Raw genomic sequence first — 16,736 nt, forward strand, 5'->3', positions numbered from 1 at the left:
CGCTGGCGCTCCGGTCATGAGCCGATCTATATCGCGCTCATGGCCGAACGACTCTTCCTGCTGAACCCCGACTGGCACGATGATCAGGGCGGGCCCTGGTTCTGCCCGCCCGGCGCCTATATCGAGGGCGTCCTGGCCTTCTATCCCCAGCTGCGGGAGGCGCTTGAGGTGGTCTATCTGGACCACCCCCGGCCGCGCGCGCCGGTCGTCGCCGAGGTCGGCGAGCCGCATCAGAGCTGCCCTATCCTGATCCTGGACGGCGAACTGGACTGGCCCGAGGCCCAGGTCAGCGAAGTCACCGGCCGCCGCTTCCTCCAGGACCACGCCATCGCCCCCTATCTGGCGGCCCGCTACGGGATCGGTCGGCCGCATCCCTGAGGGCGCGGCTGGGTCCTGCAGTCGATCTCTTCCAGGCAAGGCTGTATGCCTGGCTGATCTGCGGCATGGCGGGGACTCGTCGTGGGGAGGCTGATCCTCTAGATCGGTTTCAACCGGACGCTAAAGTTCCGACAGGAGGTCTCATGCCCATCGGCCCCGCCACCATGTTCGGCATCTACATCATCGTCTGGTGGACGGTTTTGTTCGCGGTCCTTCCGCTGGGAACCTCGCGCGAGACCCACACCCCGCCGACCGACGGCGCCCAATGGGGCGCCCCGACCACGCCGAATCTGAAACGCAAATTCCTCACCACCACCTGGGTGTCGGTGATCGTCTGGGCCTTCGTCATGGTGCTGATCTTCACCGGCTGGCTGCCCCTGCCGGACTTCTCGCGCGCCCCGGCTCTCTAAACGCCATCCCGGCCTAGCTTTCGCCCCGGTCCAGCGGCTAAAGCCTTGGTCTGTCTCTACGCCTAGGATTCCCCATCATGCGCCTGTCGCGCTTTTTCCTGCCCACGCTGAAGGAAGCCCCTTCGGACGCCCAGATTGTTTCGCACCAGCTGATGCTGCGCGCCGGCATGATCAAGCAGGAGGCCGCCGGCATCTACGCCTGGCTGCCGCTGGGCCTGAAGGTGCTGCGCAAGATCGAGCAGATCGTCCGTGAGGAGCAGGTGAGGGCGGGGGCGGTCGAACTGCTGATGCCGACCCTGCAACTGGCCGACCTGTGGCGTGAGAGCGGCCGTTACGACGCCTATGGCCCCGAGATGCTGCGCATCACCGACCGGCACGAGCGCGAACTTCTGTACGGCCCCACCAACGAGGAGATGATCACCGACATCTTCCGCGCCTATGTGAAGTCCTACAAGTCGCTGCCGCTGAACCTGTTTCACATCCAGTGGAAGTTCCGCGACGAGCGCCGTCCCCGCTTCGGCGTCATGCGCGGTCGCGAGTTCCTGATGAAGGACGCCTATTCCTTCGATGTGGACGAGGCCTCGGCCCGCAAGGCCTACAACCGCATGTTCGTGGCCTATCTGAACACCTTCGCCCGCATGGGGCTGAAGGCCGTGCCGATGCGCGCGGACACCGGCCCGATCGGCGGCGACCTGAGCCACGAGTTCATCGTCCTGGCCGAGACGGGCGAGAGCGCCGTCTTCTGCGATAAGAAGCTGGTCGAAATGCCGGCGCCGGGCGCGGACGTGGATTGGGATGATCTTCAATCAATCGTTGATCAACGAACCGCCCTCTATGCCGCGACCGAGGAAATGCACGACGAAGCCCGGTTCGAGGCCGAGACGGCCGAGGGCGACCGCCTGTCGGCGCGCGGCATCGAGGTCGGCCACATCTTCTATTTCGGCGAGAAATATTCGGCGCCGATGAAGGCCCGCGTCGCCGGTCCCGACGGCCAGGACGCCAATGTCCACATGGGCAGCTATGGCGTCGGCGTGTCGCGCCTGCTGGGCGCGATCATCGAGGCCAGCCACGACGAGGGCGGCATCATCTGGCCCGACGCCGTGGCGCCGTTCGACGTGGTGGTGATCAATCTGCGCGCCAATGACGAGGCCGTCTCCGCCGCCTGCGAGGACGCGGTGGCCCAGCTGGAAAAACTCGGCAAGGACGTGCTGTACGACGACACCGACGAACGGCCGGGCGGCAAGTTCGCCACCGCCGACCTGATCGGCGTGCCGTGGCAGCTGACCATCGGTCCCAAGGGGCTGGCCGACGGCGTGGTCGAGCTGAAGCGCCGCGCCACCGGCGAGAAGGTGTCCGTCCCCCTGGCCGAAGCCATCGAAAGGTTGACTGCTTGACCCTGCCGTCCCGTCCTTCCGGCGCCTTCTCCGCATGGGAGATCGGCCTGGCCGTCCGCTACCTGCGCGCCAAGCGCAAGGAGGGCGGGGTGGCGACGATCGCGGTGATCAGCTTCATCGGCATCATGCTGGCCGTCGCGGTCCTGATCAGCGTCATGAGCATCATGTCCGGTTTCCGTGCGGAACTGCTGGGCCGGATGCTGTCGTTCAACGGCCATATGTACGTCCAGGGGCCGGTCCTGACGTCGGAAGATCGGGACGCGGCCCTGAAGCGGATCGCAGCAGTCCCGGGCGTGGCCAGCGTCACCCCTCTGAACGAGAGCCAGAGCCTGGTCCGGGTCGGCAATTTCACGACCGGCGCCATGGTGCGCGGCGTGCGGCCCCAGGATCTTGCCACCACCAAATACGTCTTCGACAGCCTGACGCCCCAGGAGCGGGCGAACTTCGGCAAGGGCGCCTATGGCGGCGACCGCATCCTGATGGGCGCGGCCCTGGCCAATTCCCTGGGCCTGCGGGTCGGCGATCCCGTCACCCTCTATTCGCCCACCGGCGCCGACAGCGCCTTCGGCAATCTGGGCGGGCTGGAAAAGACCTATTTCGTCGGCGGTCTGTTCCGCTCGGGCACGGCCGATTTCGACCGCGCCTTCCTGTTCATGCCGCTGGAACAGCAGCAGCTCTTCTTCGGGAAGGAAGGCGTGTGGGACGCGATCGAGATCAAGGTCGATGACCCCGACCGGGTCGGCGAACTGACCCCCGCCATCCGCGACGCGGCCGGGCCGGGCTCGGTCGTCAGCGACTGGCGCGAGCGTCTGGCCGCCTTCTACGGCGCCCTGAAGGTCGAGCGGGTGGCGATGAGCATTATCCTGGGTCTGGTGGTCGCCATCGCAGCGATGAACATCATCTCCGGCATCGTCATGCTGGTGAAGAACAAGACGCGCGACATCGCCATCCTGCGCACCGTCGGCGCCAGCCAGTCTTCGATCCTGCGGGTCTTCTTCATGTCCGGCGCCCTGATCGGCGTGGCCGGGACCGTAGCGGGTCTGGTGCTGGGCCTGCTGTTCTGCTGGAACATCGGCGCCATCCAGCACGCCCTGGAAGCCATCCTGGGGGTCCAGCTGTTCAACGCCGACGTCTATCAGCTGGACGCCATTCCGGCCCTAGTCGATCCCGTCGACGTGACCTGGGTCGCCCTGCTGTCCTTCAGCATGAGCTGCCTGGCCAGCCTGCCGCCGTCGTGGACGGCCTCGCGCATCGATCCCGTGGAGGCGCTCCGCTATGAGTAGTCCCATCCTGTCGGTGCGCGGCCTGACCCGCACCTATGACACCGCGAGCGGCGGCCTGACCGTGCTGAAGGGCGTGGATCTGGACGTCATGCCCGGCGAGATCGTCGGCCTGATCGGTCCCTCGGGCTCGGGCAAGTCCAGTCTGCTGCATGCCGCCGGCCTGCTCGAAAGGCCGACCGAGGGCACGGTCGCCATCGACGGCGAAATGGTGGGCGATCTGGACGAGCGCGCCCGCACCCGCCTGCGCCTGTCGCGGATTGGCTTCGTCTATCAGTTCCACCATCTGCTGGCCGAGTTCGACGCGCGCGACAACGTCGCCCTGCCGATGCGGATCGCCGGCATGGGCCAGGCCCAGGCGCGCAAACAGGCCGAGGAGACCCTGACCGCCCTGGGTCTGGGCGAACGCCTGACCCACCAGCCGGCCCAGCTGTCGGGCGGCGAGAAACAGCGCGTCGCCATCGCCCGCGCCCTGGCCAACCGGCCCCGCCTGCTGCTGGCCGACGAACCGACGGGCAATCTTGACCCGAGCACCAGCCAGTCGGTGTTCGAAGCCCTGCGCGACCTGGCCAAGACCACGGGCGTCGCCGCCCTGATCGCCACCCATAATATGGAGCTGGCCGGCCACATGGACCGCGTCTTCGCCCTGAAGGACGGCCATCTGGAAGAACGGGCGGCCCAGAGCCAGACCTACTGAGCTAGGCGTACTGGTCTAGGTTCAATCGACATTCAGCCTACTGCGGTCAGGCCGCTCTTTCCGCGTCAGAGGGCCTTGATGCGGCGAGCGGGTTCATCACGGCGAGCACGGCGCATTCACAGCGGTCACGACGCCATCAGTACGCGCCGTGTTCGCCGTGATCTCGTCGTGCTCCGTTGTGATGAACCCACCTCAATCGGCGTTCCGCCGCCAGACGGTTTCCCTTCCGCTGACGCGGGAAGGAAGACCGACATTCAATGGAAGACTGACACTCAATGGAATAGAGTCTTCAACGCCCGAGGCGCCTCTCTTGGGTTGGCGGCTGCGCGCCGCCCGGCAGGACGGCGGCAGGCCCAATGTCGATTGGCCCTAGGCCTACTGATGGCCCGCCTGCCTCACCCCACCGCCGCGTCGCCCCAGATGGCCCGGAGCTGCTGGGGCCGGCGGCAGCCCTGGCGGTAGGCTTCGTAGTGGGCGCGGTGGCGGCGGGCGTAGTCCTGGTGCTCCGGGCCGGCGGGCCAGAACCTCTGGGCGCCGACGACCGGGGTGGTGAAGCTCTTGCCCAGCAGCCGCATGGCCGCGTCGCGCGACGCGACCGCCGTCGCACGCTGATCCGCCGTGGCGAAGACGGCCGTCCGGTATGACGGTCCTCGATCACAGAACTGTCCGTCCGGATCGGTCGGATCAATGGTGCGCCAGTAGCGGTCGACCAGGGCGCGATAGCTGACGACGCGCGGATCGAAGGTGACCTGGACCGCCTCCATATGGCCGGTCCCGCCGCGCACCACCTGCTCATAGGTGGGATTGGCCCTATGGCCCCCGACGAAGCCCGACACGGCCGACCGGACGCCGGGCAGGCCGTCGAACGCCTTTTCCTCAGACCAGAAGCAGCCTCCGGCGAAGACCGCCGTCTGAAATCGAGGCGCGTCGCGGGCCTGGGCGTCGGCCGCCGCACGGGGCAGGGCGAGCAGAACGAGTCCCGCGACGATGGCTCCGACGCCGGTCGGGCGGATCTTTGATTTGAGCATGGTCGTCTCCCTGCTTGCTCTACATACGACGGACGCGCGTGAGTGGTTTCGTACGGAACGCCCCTGTGGATAAGTGTGGGGTTGACGCGAACAAGAGGTGAACATAGAACAAGACGGGAACATTATTCATTGGGGATGAACCGTAATGCCGCGTTTGATGAGAGACCTGTTGTCGTTGGCCTCGTGCGGGGGCTTCGTCTGGATGGTCTGGACCCTGGCCTTCAGCGTCACCGCCTGAAATCGGACACATCGGCCGACAGTCCGACTGTCGGTTTTCAACAGATCAAAGACTTAGGCGGAGGTTTCGGACAGATCGGACAGTTCGGACACTGTTTTTTCCACGACCGGCCCAAGCCTCTATCCACAGCCGGGGCCGGGATCGCCCGCCTCTGGGGCGGTTTGCGGTGTCTCCGCGCGCGACGATGTGAGACTCGGTCCAAGATGGCGTATGCGCCCCTGATCGGCGACGCGAGAGGCGGAAGGTGCAGTGAGCGAAACGGTGAACAGTCAGGGCTTCGTCCATCTGCGGGTCCGCTCGGCCTATTCCCTGCTGGAGGGCGCGATCAAGGCCGGTAAGCTGGGCAAGATGGCGGCCGAGGCGGGCATGCCGGCGGTGGCGATCACGGACCGGTCCAACCTGTTCGGCGCCCTGGAGTTCAGCCAGTCCACCAAGGACGCCGGGGTTCAGCCCATCGTCGGCTGCGCCCTTCCGGTCCTGGGGATCGGCGGTCAGCAGGCCGTGCGCTGGGCCAAGACGCCGACGGTGGTTCTGCTGGTCCAGAACGAGACGGGCTGGCGCAATCTGTGCGCCCTGTCCTCGGCGGCCTATCTGGAGGCCGGCGAGATGGCCGAGCCGGGCGTGGCCTGGAGCATGGTGGCGGCCCGCTCCGAAGGCCTGATCCTGCTGTCGGGCGGCCCCGACGGCCCGGTCGACCCCTTGTTCGCCCAGGGCAAGTCCGGGGAGGGCGCCGCCGCCCTGGCGACGATGAAGTCCGTCTTCGGCGACCGTTTCTATGTCGAGCTTCAGCGCCACGGCCTGGAAGACGAGCGGCGGGCCGAGCCGGGTCTGGTCCAGTGGGCCTATGACAATGACGCGCCCCTGGTCGCCACCAACGACGTCTATTACGCCAAGGCGGCCCAGGCGAAGTCCCACGACGCCCTGTTGTGCATCGCCGACGGCGCCTTCACCGGCCAGGAGGACCGCCGCCGGATCACCGGCGAACACTGGTTCAAGTCGGCCGAGGCCATGCGCGACCTGTTCGCCGACCTGCCCGAGGCTTGCGACAACACCATCGACATCGCTCGGCGCTGCGCCTTCCTGGTCAAGACCCATGCCCCCATCCTGCCGCGCTTCGACACCGGGGCGGGGCGGTCCGAGGCCGACGAACTGGCCCACCAGGCGCGCGAGGGGCTGAAGCTCCGTCTTCAGCAGGTCCCGCCCGCCGTGCCGGAGGAAGACTACTGGACCCGGCTGGAATGGGAGGTCGGCATCATCCAGCAGATGGGCTTCCCCGGCTACTTCCTGATCGTGTCGGACTTCATCAAATGGGCCAAGGAGCACGGCATCCCGGTGGGGCCGGGGCGGGGCTCCGGGGCGGGGTCGCTGGTCGCCTGGTCCCTGACCATCACCGATCTGGACCCCTTGCGGTTCGGCCTGCTGTTCGAACGGTTCTTGAACCCCGAACGGGTCTCCATGCCCGACTTCGACATCGACTTCTGCCAGGAGCGGCGCGAAGAGGTGATCGACTATGTCCAGGCCCATTACGGCAAGGACCGGGTGGCCCAGATCATCACCTTCGGCACGCTTCAGGCCCGGGCCGTGCTGCGGGACGTCGGTCGGGTGCTGCAGATGCCGTTGGGGCAGGTGGACCGGCTCTGCAAGATGGTGCCGAACAATCCGGCCAATCCCGTCACCCTGGCCCAGGCCATCGATCTGGAGCCGCGCCTGAAGGAGGCGAGGGACGCCGAACCGGCGGTTCGCACCCTGCTGGAGACGGCGCTGGAGCTGGAGGGGCTGTACCGCAACGCCTCGACCCACGCCGCCGGCATCGTCATCGGCGACCGCCCCCTGGTCGAGCTGGTGCCCCTGTACCAGGACCCCCGCTCCACCATTCCGGCCAGCCAGTTCAACATGAAGTGGGTCGAGCCGGCCGGCCTGGTCAAGTTCGACTTCCTGGGCCTGAAGACCCTGACGACCCTGGATCGGGCGCACGGCTATCTGTCCCGGCGCGGCGCCGCCCCGGTCTGGAACCAGCTGCCGCTGGACGACGCCAAGACCTATGAGCTGATGGCTTCGGGCCAGACGGTCGGCGTGTTCCAGCTGGAATCCCAGGGCATGCGCGACACCCTGCGCAAGATGCGCTGCGGCTCCATCGAGGAGATCACCGCCCTGATCTCCCTCTATCGGCCGGGGCCGATGGAGATGATCGACACCTATATCGACCGGAAGTTCGGCCGGGCCGAGGTCGACTATCTGCACCCCAGCCTGAAGGAGGTGCTGACCGAGACCTATGGCGTCATCATCTACCAGGAACAGGTGATGAAGATCGCCCAGATCCTGGCGGGCTACAGCCTGGGCGAGGCCGACCTGCTGCGTCGCGCCATGGGCAAGAAGAAGAAGGAGGAGATGGACTTTCAGCGGGCGCGCTTCATCAAGGGCGCTCTGGAGAAATCTGTCCCCGAGAGCCAGTCGGGCTCCATCTTCGACCTGGTGGCCAAGTTCGCCGGCTACGGCTTCAACAAGTCGCACGCCGCCGCCTACGCCCTGATCTCCTTCCAGACGGGCTGGCTGAAAGCCAATCATCCGGTCGAATTCTTCGCCGCGTCCATGAGCCTGGACCTGTCGAACACCGACAAGCTGGCGGTCTTCTATCAGGACGCCAAACGGTTCGACGTGCCGGTGCTGCCGCCCGACATCAACCGCTCCTCGGCCGACTTTGACGTGGCTTGGGAGGAGGGGCGGGGGTCTGTCCTCTATGCGCTCGGCGCCATCCGCAATGTGGGGCTGGAGGCCATGCGGCACGTCATCGAGGTGCGCGAGACCGGCGGCCGCTTCGCCGACATCTTCGACTTTCTGGAGCGGGTCGATCCGCGCAGCGTCAACAAGCGGGCGCTGGAAGGCCTGGCCAAGGCCGGCGCCTTCGACAGCATCCATCCCAACCGGCGTCAGCTGGTCGAACAGGCCGACGTCCTGATGGCCTATTGCCAGAGCGTGGCGGCCGAGCGCGCCTCGTCCCAGGTCAGTCTGTTCGGCGCCGACCAGGCCCATGTCGGACGGCCCCGTCTGAAGAGCGTCGAGCCCTGGGTCGGGCCCGAGCGGCTGGATCACGAACTGTCGGCGGTGGGCTTCTACCTGTCCGGCCACCCGCTGGACGAAATGAGTTCGGCCCTGAAGCGCAAGCGCGTCACCTTCGTCGCCGAGGCCATTCCCCTGGCCGAAGGGGGGCATGAAGCCTTCCAGATGGCCGGGGTGGTGCGTCGCCGGCAAGAGCGCGCCAGCGCCCGCACCGGCGAGAAGTTCGCCTTCGTGACCTTTTCGGATCCGACGGGCGAGTTCGAATGCCTGTTCCCGCCCGAACAGCTGCGCAAATGCCGCGAGGTGCTGGAGCCCGGCGCCACCGTCATGGTGCGCGTGCGCGCCAAGGCGTCCGAGGGCGAGGTGCGGTTCTTCGGCGACGACGCCAGCCGGATGGACAATCTGCTGGATGACGCCAACATCGGCCTGCGGATCCACGTCTCGGCCCGCAGCGCCGACGCCGAGGCCCTGAAGACTCGTCTGGAGCGGGCCCGGTCCGGCGCCATCGGCAAGGGCGGGGAGATCGCCCTGGTCGCTTCGCTGGACGGTCGTCAGGAGGTCGAGATCAAACTGCCCGGCCGTTATCGTCTGGACGGCGCCCTGCGCGGCGCTCTGAAGTCCGCGCCCGGCGTCCTGATGCTGGAGGACGCCTGATGTCGGCTTGCGGTCTGATCCTCGCCCTGGGTCTGGCGGGGGCCGATCCTTCGGGCGCTCCGCCCCTCCAGCCGATCACCGCCTCAAGGAGCCAGACCATGTCCCACGCCGTCGGAACCTTCGAGGTTCAGATCACGCCGATCGCTCCAGACGCCGATGCGCCCGGCGGCGCGCCCGGCCGGATGCGTTTGGCCAAGACCTTTCACGGGGATCTGCAGGGCGAGGGCGCGGGCGAGATGCTGGGGCTGCTCAAGGACGGCTCGGGCGCCTATGTCGCCATGGAGCGGGTGTCCGGCGTTCTGGAGGGGCGACGCGGCGCCTTCGCCCTGGTCCATCGGGGCGTCATGGAGGCGGGCGCTCAGGATCTTCTGATCACCATCGTCCCCGGTTCCGGCGAAGGCGAACTGGCTGGGATTGCGGGCGTCTTTCATCTGAAGATCGAGGGCGGCGTCCACCGCTACGAGCTGGAATACAGCCTGCCCTGAGGCCGCCATATACAGCCAAGCCTATGGCGAAGCTTGTGAATTTTCGGAACCTGACAGCGGCGGGGCGGGTTTTGGCAGTCCATAGGGAGACTGTTCCATGAAAAATCTCGTTCTCGCCGGCGCCGCGTCGCTGGCTCTTCTCGCGGCCTGTAACCAAGGCGGCGACACTGCGGCCCAGAACACCGGCGAAGCCGTGAACGCCACCCAGGACGCGACGTCCGGCATGGTGGGCCAGACTTCGGCGGCCACCCTGGGCGCCAATACGGTGGACGGCTTCGTCACCAATCTGGCGGTCGGCAACATGTATGAGATCGAGGCCGCCAAGATCGCCCAGGCCAAGTCGAACAACGCCGACGTCAAGGCCCTGGCCGCCATGATCGAGAAGGATCACATGGCCGCGGGCGACAAGCTGAAATCGACGGCTGCGACGGCTGCGCCGGACGTGACCGTGCCGACCATGCTGGACCAGCGCCGCCAGGGTCTGATCGACAATCTGAACGCCGCCGCCCCGGACGACTTCAACAAGGTCTATCTGGACCAGCAGGTCGCGGCCCATAATGAAACCCTGACCCTGTTGAACGGCTTCTCCGACAACAGCGACGCCCCGGCCCTGGCCACCCTGGCGCGGGAGATGATCCCGACCATCACCACCCACCGCGACCGGGCTCAGGCCCTGGTCAACGGCATGTAAGACGGTCCTAGGATCGCAGGTGGAAGGGCGGCTCTTGACGGGGCCGCCCTTCGTCCTGTTCACGCGGCGCTTGCTATTGCGGGCCATCCCGACTACATGGCCCCCGCACTTCGCAACGCGGGCGAGGCGCGGTTCGGGGAGACATCCCGCTCCGCTCCATTCCGAGGGTCTTTCAGACCTTTAATCCCCGCGCCACGTTAGATCGGAAAAAGGACTGAACGATCATGGCTCTGCCTGAATTCTCGATGCGCACCCTGCTGGAAGCGGGCGCCCACTTCGGCCACCAGACGCACCGCTGGAACCCGAAGATGGACCGCTACATCTTCGGCTCGCGCTCGAACATCCACATCATCGACCTGTCGCAGACGATGCCGCTGTTCCACCAGGCCCTGGTGGCGGTGCGCGACGTCGCCGCCAAGGGCGGCCGCGTCCTGTTCGTCGGCACCAAGCGCCAGGCCGCCGAGCCGGTCGCCGAAGCCGCCAAGCGCTGCGCCCAATACTATATGAACAACCGCTGGCTGGGCGGCACCCTGACCAACTGGCGCACCGTCTCGGGTTCGATCGCTCGCCTGCGCGAGCTGGAAACCATCCTGGCCAACGGCGGCGAAGGCCGGGTCAAGAAGGAGCTGCTGAACCTGCAGCGCGAGAAGGACAAGCTGGAACTGTCGCTGGGCGGCATCAAGGACATGGGCTCCATTCCGGACATCATGTTCGTGATCGACACCAACAAGGAAGCGATCGCGATCCAGGAAGCCCGCAAGCTGAACATCCCGATCATCGCCATCCTGGACACCAACTCGGACCCGGACGGCATCACCTATCCGGTGCCGGGCAATGACGACGCCGCCCGCGCCATCCAGACCTACTGCGACCTGATCGCCGACGCCGTCCTGGACGGTCTGGCCGCCGGCGCCTCGGCCTCGGGCATCGACCTCGGCGCCTCGGAAGCCCCGGTCGAGCCGATGCTGCGCGAAGCCTCGGCCCCGGCCGAAGCCGAGCCCGCTCCGGCCGGTACGGAAGCGGTCGCCGAAGAGCTGCTGGCCTCGGACGACGCCGCGGCCAATACGGCGGCTCTGGACGCGGTCGAGACCGAACAGGCTGCCGGCTGACGCCGGGCGGCCTTCAAGACGAGGGCCGTGCGTTGAACTGACACACGGCCGGGCTAAGTCAGCCCGGCCGTTACCACATACGAATCCCCCAAGGAGAAGAACATGGCCGAGATCACTGCCGCCCTCGTGAAGGAACTTCGCGAGCGTTCGGGCGTCGGCATGATGGACTGCAAGAAGGCCCTGCAGGAAAATGACGGCAATATCGAAGCCGCCATCGACTGGCTGCGCGCCAAGGGCCTGTCCAAGGCCGCCAAGAAGGCTGACCGCGTCGCCGCCGAAGGTCTGGTGGCCGTGGCGTCCAAGGAAGACGGCAAGGGCGAAGTCGCCGCCGCCATCGAGTTCAATGCGGAAACCGACTTCGTCGCCCGCAACGAACTGTTCCAGAACGCCGCCAAGGCCTTCGCCCAGCTGGGCCTTGAGCACCACACGGTCGAGGCCCTGCACGGCGCCGAGCTGGAAGCCGGCAAGACGGTCCAGGACGAGGTGACCAACCTGATCGCCACCGTCGGCGAAAACATGCAGCTGCGCCGCGCCGCCCGCCTGTCTGTGTCGCAAGGCGTGGTCGCGACCTATGTCCACAACGCCGTTTCTCCGGGCGTCGGCCGCATCGGCGTTCTGGTGGCGCTGGAAGGCGAGGGCGACAAGACCGCCCTGCGCGACCTGGGCCGCAAGATCGCCATGCACGTCGCCGCCACGGCGCCGCTGTCGCTGAACACCGACGATCTGGACCCGGCCGCCATCGAAAAGGAACGCGCCGTCCTGATCGAAAAGGCCAAGGAAGAGGGTCGTCCCGAAGCCATGATCGACAAGATCGTGGAAGGCCAGATCAACAAGTTCCAGAAGGACGTGGTGCTGACCAAGCAGCCGTTCGTGATGGATCCGGACGTGACCATCGAACAGCTGGTCGCCAACTCGGCCAAGGAACTGGGCTCGTCCAACCTGCACCTGGCGGGCTTTGTCCGCCTGGCTCTGGGCGAGGGCGTGGAGAAGGTCGAAGGACCCGATTTCGCGTCGGAAGTCGCCTCCATGATGGGCGGAAACTAAGATCCTTTCCCTCATTCGTGAGGGTTTTGTATCAGAGGGGCGCGTTCGGCTTTGATGGCCGGCGCGCCCTTCGTCTATAAGAAGTCGCCTGATTCAACGGCGCCGCAGACAACGGACCACACCGCATGCCCGACGCCCCGTCGAACTTCCGCTACAAGCGCGTCCTGCTCAAGGTGTCCGGCGAGGTGCTGATGGGCGACCAGGCGTTCGGCGTGGACATGAAGACGGTGGACACGGTCGCCAAGGCCGTGGCCCAGGTGGCGGCCGAGGGCGTGGAAATCTGTCTGGTGATCGGCGGGGGCAACATCTTCCGCGGCCTGTCCAAGGCGGCCGCCGGCATGGAGCGGGCCCAGGCCGACTATATGGGCATGCTGGCCACCATCATGAACGCCCTGGCCATGCAGTCGGCTCTGGAGAAGATCGGCGTCTCGACCCGGGTGCAGAGCGCCATTCCGATGGCCGCCATCGCCGAACCCTACATTCGCCGCCGCGCCCTGCGTCATCTGGAAAAGGGCCGGGTGGTGATCTTCGCCGCCGGGGTGGGCGCGCCCTTCTTCACCACCGATTCCGGCGCGGCCCTGCGCGCCGCCGAAATGGGCTGCGACGCCCTCTTGAAGGGCACCAGCGTGGACGGCGTCTATACGGCCGATCCCAAGAAGGACCCGACCGCGACCCGCTATGACACCCTGACCTATCAGGACGTTCTGGCCAAGGACCTGAGGGTGATGGACGCTTCCGCCATCGCCATGATGCGCGATACGGGCATCCCGATCGTCGTCTTCTCCATTCGCGAAGACGATTCCCTGCGCCGGACCCTGACGGGCGAGGGCACCTGCACGATCATCCAGGACCGCGGCTGATCGTTCGGACGACGAATAGAGACGAGAGAGACCAAGACCATGGCCAAGCCTGACGTGAAGACCTACCGCGACCGCATGGACAAGGCGGTCGCCGCCCTGAAGGAAGAGTTCAGCGGCCTGCGGACCGGACGCGCCAACGCCGGCCTCCTGGAGCCCGTGCGGGTCGAGGCCTACGGCTCGACCTCGCCGCTGACGGCCGTCGCGGCCATCAGCGTGCCCGAGCCGCGCATGATCACGGTCAACGTCTGGGACAAGGGGATGGTGGTCTCGGTCGAAAAGGCGATCCGCAACGCCAATCTGGGCCTGAACCCCATCGTCGACGGCCAGACCCTGCGTATTCCGATCCCGCCCCTGACGGAGGAACGCCGCAAGGATCTGGTCAAGCTGGCGGGCAAGTACGCCGAACAGCAGAAGATCGCCGTTCGCAACGTCCGCCGCGACGCCAATGACGACTTCAAAAAGGCCGAAAAGGCCGGCGAGATCAGCCAGGACGAACAGAAGAAGCTGGAGACCGAAGTTCAGAAGGAGACGGATGCGGCCATCAAGCGTATCGACGAAGCCTTGAAGACCAAGGAACAAGAGATCATGCAGGTCTGACGGACAGACCGGGCCTGATGGGATCGTAAGACAGATGACGGCAGACAGCGCCGCGCCTTCAGGCTCGCGTCCTCCCGCTGGACCGCGCCATGTCGCCATCATCATGGACGGCAACGGTCGCTGGGCGAAGGCGCGCGGGCTGCCGCGCGCCGTGGGCCATCGCGAGGGCGTCCAGGCCCTGAAGCGCACCATCCAGGCGGCGCCGGATCTGGGCATCCAGTGTCTGACCGTCTTCGGCTTTTCGACCGAGAACTGGAGCCGCCCCCCCGACGAGGTCTCGGACCTGATGGGGCTGGTGCGAACCTATGTGGCCAGCGATCTGGCCCGTCTGGAAAAGGCGGGCGTGCGCCTGAGGGTTCTGGGCCGTCGCGAGGGCCTTCCGGCCGACATCGCCGCCATCATCGAAAGGGCCGAGGCCCAGACCGCGCACAATGATCGGTTCCTGCTTCAGGTCGCCTTCAACTACGGCGGCCGTGCGGACCTCATCGACGCCGCCCGTCGCCATATGCAGCGGATGCTGGCCGGCGAGACGATCGAGCCGATCGGCGAGGCCGACATCACCGACGGCCTGGCCACGGCGGGTTCGCCGCCGCTGGACCTGATCATCCGCACCTCGGGCGAGCAGCGGCTGTCGAACTTCCTGCTGTGGGAAGCCGCCTATGCCGAACTGGTGTTTCAGGACGTGCTCTGGCCCGACTATGGACCGAAGGCGCTGGAGGAGGCGGTGCTGATCTTCCGGCAGCGCGAGCGCCGCTATGGCGGTCGTGCGGTCGAGCCTGCGCGCGTGTCGGCCTGATGGCGGTCAAGGGACGCGACATCGCCTTGCGGGCCGCCTCCGCCGCCGTCCTGGCGCCGGCGGCTGTGGCCGCGACCTGGATCGGCGGCGTCTGGTTCCTGGCCCTGATCACGGCCGCGAGCGTCGTTCTGGCCTTCGAATGGGCGGCGATGAGCGCCCCGCATGCGCGACGCCTGATCGGCGGGGCCGTCAGCCTGGGCGTGGTCGCCGCAGTGGTCAGCGCCTATTTCGGCGTCATGTCGGTCGCCTTCGTGATGTTGGTGTTCGGCGCCGCCGCCGCCGGCCTCTATGCGCGCAGCCGAGGGCAACAGGCCTTGGACGCCGCCTATGGGGTCCTCTATCTGGGCTGGCCGTCGGTCCTGCTGATCTGGTTGCGGGACGTGGACGCCACGGTCGGCCTGCATTGGACCGTGCTGGTCTTCGCCGTCGCCTGGTCGGCTGACATCCTGGCCTATCTGGCCGGATCGACCTTCGGCGGGCCCAAGCTGTGGCCCCGCTTTTCGCCCAACAAGACCTGGTCCGGCTTCGTCGGGGGCATCCTGGCGGGCGCTGTCGCCGGAGCCGTCATGACGGCCTGGTTCGACATGGGGCGGTTGACCGTCTTCTGGGGCGGCGTGCTGGGTCTTGCGGCCGCCCTGGCGACCATGGCGGGCGACCTGTGGGAATCGGGCCTGAAGCGGCGCTTCGGGGTGAAGGACGCGGGCAACACCATTCCCGGCCACGGCGGCCTGCTCGATCGGGTGGATGGGCTGATGTTCGCCGTCGTGGTCGTCGCCGTCGGACGGCTGATCGTTCTGATGGTCGAGCGGGGCGCGTCTTGATCCGCCGTCGCGTCTCCGTCCTGGGCTCTACGGGCTCGGTGGGTTCGTCCACCCTTGATCTGATGGACCAGGCCGAGGCGGGCGGGGCCGCCGCCTTTGAGGTCGAGGCCCTGACGGGCGGATCGAACATCGCCCGGCTGGCTGAACAGGCCCGGCGCTGGAAGCCGCGTGTGGCCGTGACCGCCGACGCCGCGCGTCTGGACGAGCTTCGCGACGCCCTGGCCGGCACGGACGTGGGGGCGGCGGCGGGAGAGGCGGCGGTCGTCGAGGCGGCGAGCCGTCCCGTCGACTGGGTCATGGCCTCCATCGTCGGAGCGGCGGGGCTGAAGTCGGCCTGGGCGGCGGCCGACACCGGCGCGACCCTGGCCCTGGCGAACAAGGAAAGCCTGGTCTGCTGCGGCGCGACCCTGATCGAGCGCGTGAACCGGGCGGGGGGACGTCTTATCCCGGTCGATTCCGAACATTCGGCCATCTTCCAGGTGTTTCCGGCCGAGGCGCCGGAGCGGGTGGCCAAGCTGGTGCTGACCGCCTCGGGCGGGCCTTTTCGCCAGACCCCGCGGGCCCAGATGATCGGGATCACGCCGGAACAGGCCGTGGCCCACCCCAACTGGAGCATGGGCGCCAAGATCTCGGTCGACAGCGCGACCATGGCCAACAAGGGGTTGGAGATGATCGAGGCGGCCTATCTGTTCGCCATGCCCGCCGATCGGATCGACGTCGTGGTCCACCCCGAATCGATCATCCACAGCCTTGTGGAATATGTGGATGGTTCGACCCTGGCCCAGATGGGCCCGCCGGACATGCGCACGCCGATCGCCTGCGCCCTAGCCTGGCCTGACCGGATCGCCTGGCCCGCGCCCAAGCTGGACCTGCCGGCGCTGGGGCGGCTGACGTTTGAAGCGCCGGATCTGGCGCGGTTTCCGGCCCTGGACCTGGCCCGTCAAGCCCTGAAGGCGGGCGGGGCGGCGCCGGCGGTGTTCAACGCCGCCAATGAGATGGCGGCCTTCGCCTTTCTTGACCGCAAGCTGGCCTTTCTCAATATTGCCGCAGTCGTCGCCGAAACCCTTGAGCGTGCGATGAAAGCGGGGATGGTGTTCGGCTCTGGAGACGCCTGCAGCGCGGCCCTTTCGGTCGATGCTGAGGCGCGACGGATCGCCGGATCCATTATCGCCGGACTGGCGAACGCGGCCTGATCGG

At 67.0% G+C, this 16,736-nt stretch carries 16 protein-coding genes; 15 read left to right on the forward strand and 1 reads right to left on the reverse strand.

Features of this window, described 5'->3' with window-relative positions:
- Positions 1-39: 39 nt before the first annotated feature.
- The 5 genes from JL11_RS10030 (at position 40) to JL11_RS10050 (ending at position 4,159) form a co-directional block, all read left to right on the forward strand.
- Positions 40-378 (forward strand): DUF3088 family protein, encoded by a 339-nt coding sequence (locus JL11_RS10030; protein WP_054765547.1) that lies wholly within the window; start codon positions 40-42, stop codon positions 376-378.
- A 143-nt stretch (positions 379-521) separates the two neighbouring features.
- Positions 522-788, forward strand: a complete 267-nt coding sequence (locus JL11_RS10035; RefSeq protein WP_054765548.1) for a DUF1467 family protein — start codon at positions 522-524, stop codon at positions 786-788.
- A 77-nt stretch (positions 789-865) separates the two neighbouring features.
- On the forward strand, positions 866-2,182 hold the full coding sequence (gene proS / locus JL11_RS10040; protein WP_054765549.1) for a proline--tRNA ligase: 1,317 nt from the start codon (positions 866-868) through the stop codon (positions 2,180-2,182).
- On the forward strand, positions 2,179-3,465 hold the full coding sequence (locus JL11_RS10045; protein WP_152950078.1) for a lipoprotein-releasing ABC transporter permease subunit: 1,287 nt from the start codon (positions 2,179-2,181) through the stop codon (positions 3,463-3,465). The genes proS and JL11_RS10045 overlap by 4 nt, the downstream gene beginning before the upstream one ends.
- Positions 3,458-4,159 carry an ABC transporter ATP-binding protein gene (locus tag JL11_RS10050; RefSeq protein ID WP_054765550.1) on the forward strand — a complete coding sequence of 234 codons (702 nt, stop codon included), beginning with the start codon at positions 3,458-3,460 and terminating at the stop codon, positions 4,157-4,159. The genes JL11_RS10045 and JL11_RS10050 overlap by 8 nt, the downstream gene beginning before the upstream one ends.
- A gap of 395 nt (positions 4,160-4,554) precedes the next feature.
- Here JL11_RS10050 and msrA read toward each other — a convergent pair whose 3' ends face one another.
- Entirely contained in the window at positions 4,555-5,187 is a 633-nt protein-coding gene (gene msrA / locus JL11_RS10055; protein ID WP_054765551.1) for a peptide-methionine (S)-S-oxide reductase MsrA, read from the reverse strand.
- A gap of 487 nt (positions 5,188-5,674) precedes the next feature.
- Here msrA and dnaE point away from each other — a divergent pair, with 487 nt between their 5' ends.
- The 10 genes from dnaE (at position 5,675) to dxr (ending at position 16,732) form a co-directional block, all read left to right on the forward strand.
- The gene (gene dnaE / locus JL11_RS10060; RefSeq protein ID WP_082382676.1) at positions 5,675-9,136 is read left to right on the forward strand and encodes a DNA polymerase III subunit alpha; all 3,462 of its coding nucleotides are present in this window, start codon (positions 5,675-5,677) and stop codon (positions 9,134-9,136) included.
- Complete coding sequence (locus JL11_RS10065; protein ID WP_231681256.1) at positions 9,136-9,621, forward strand: DUF3224 domain-containing protein; 486 nt, start codon at positions 9,136-9,138, stop codon at positions 9,619-9,621. The genes dnaE and JL11_RS10065 overlap by 1 nt, the downstream gene beginning before the upstream one ends.
- Positions 9,622-9,718: 97 nt before the next feature.
- On the forward strand, positions 9,719-10,312 hold the full coding sequence (locus tag JL11_RS10070; RefSeq protein WP_054765552.1) for a DUF4142 domain-containing protein: 594 nt from the start codon (positions 9,719-9,721) through the stop codon (positions 10,310-10,312).
- A gap of 224 nt (positions 10,313-10,536) precedes the next feature.
- A complete protein-coding gene (gene rpsB, locus JL11_RS10075; protein WP_054765553.1) occupies positions 10,537-11,421 on the forward strand; it encodes a 30S ribosomal protein S2 in 885 nt (294 codons plus the stop codon).
- Positions 11,422-11,523: 102 nt separating this feature from the next.
- Positions 11,524-12,465, forward strand: a complete 942-nt coding sequence (tsf, locus tag JL11_RS10080; protein WP_054765554.1) for a translation elongation factor Ts — start codon at positions 11,524-11,526, stop codon at positions 12,463-12,465.
- A gap of 125 nt (positions 12,466-12,590) precedes the next feature.
- The gene (pyrH, locus tag JL11_RS10085) at positions 12,591-13,325 is read left to right on the forward strand and encodes a UMP kinase (protein WP_054765555.1); all 735 of its coding nucleotides are present in this window, start codon (positions 12,591-12,593) and stop codon (positions 13,323-13,325) included.
- Between the two features lie 39 nt (positions 13,326-13,364).
- Positions 13,365-13,922 carry a ribosome recycling factor gene (gene frr, locus JL11_RS10090; RefSeq protein ID WP_054765556.1) on the forward strand — a complete coding sequence of 186 codons (558 nt, stop codon included), beginning with the start codon at positions 13,365-13,367 and terminating at the stop codon, positions 13,920-13,922.
- 34 nt (positions 13,923-13,956) lie between these two features.
- Positions 13,957-14,718, forward strand: coding sequence for a polyprenyl diphosphate synthase (uppS, locus tag JL11_RS10095; protein WP_054765557.1), 762 nt, complete (start codon positions 13,957-13,959; stop codon positions 14,716-14,718).
- Positions 14,718-15,539, forward strand: coding sequence for a phosphatidate cytidylyltransferase (locus tag JL11_RS10100; protein WP_054765558.1), 822 nt, complete (start codon positions 14,718-14,720; stop codon positions 15,537-15,539). The genes uppS and JL11_RS10100 overlap by 1 nt, the downstream gene beginning before the upstream one ends.
- A complete protein-coding gene (dxr, locus tag JL11_RS10105) occupies positions 15,536-16,732 on the forward strand; it encodes a 1-deoxy-D-xylulose-5-phosphate reductoisomerase (protein WP_054765559.1) in 1,197 nt (398 codons plus the stop codon). Before JL11_RS10100 ends, dxr begins: the two co-directional genes overlap by 4 nt.
- The last annotated feature ends 4 nt before the right edge of the window (positions 16,733-16,736 follow it).

Origin of the sequence: Brevundimonas sp. DS20, assembly GCF_001310255.1 — a bacterium.
In the GTDB taxonomy this organism is placed as follows: Bacteria; Pseudomonadota; Alphaproteobacteria; order Caulobacterales; family Caulobacteraceae; genus Brevundimonas; species Brevundimonas aurantiaca.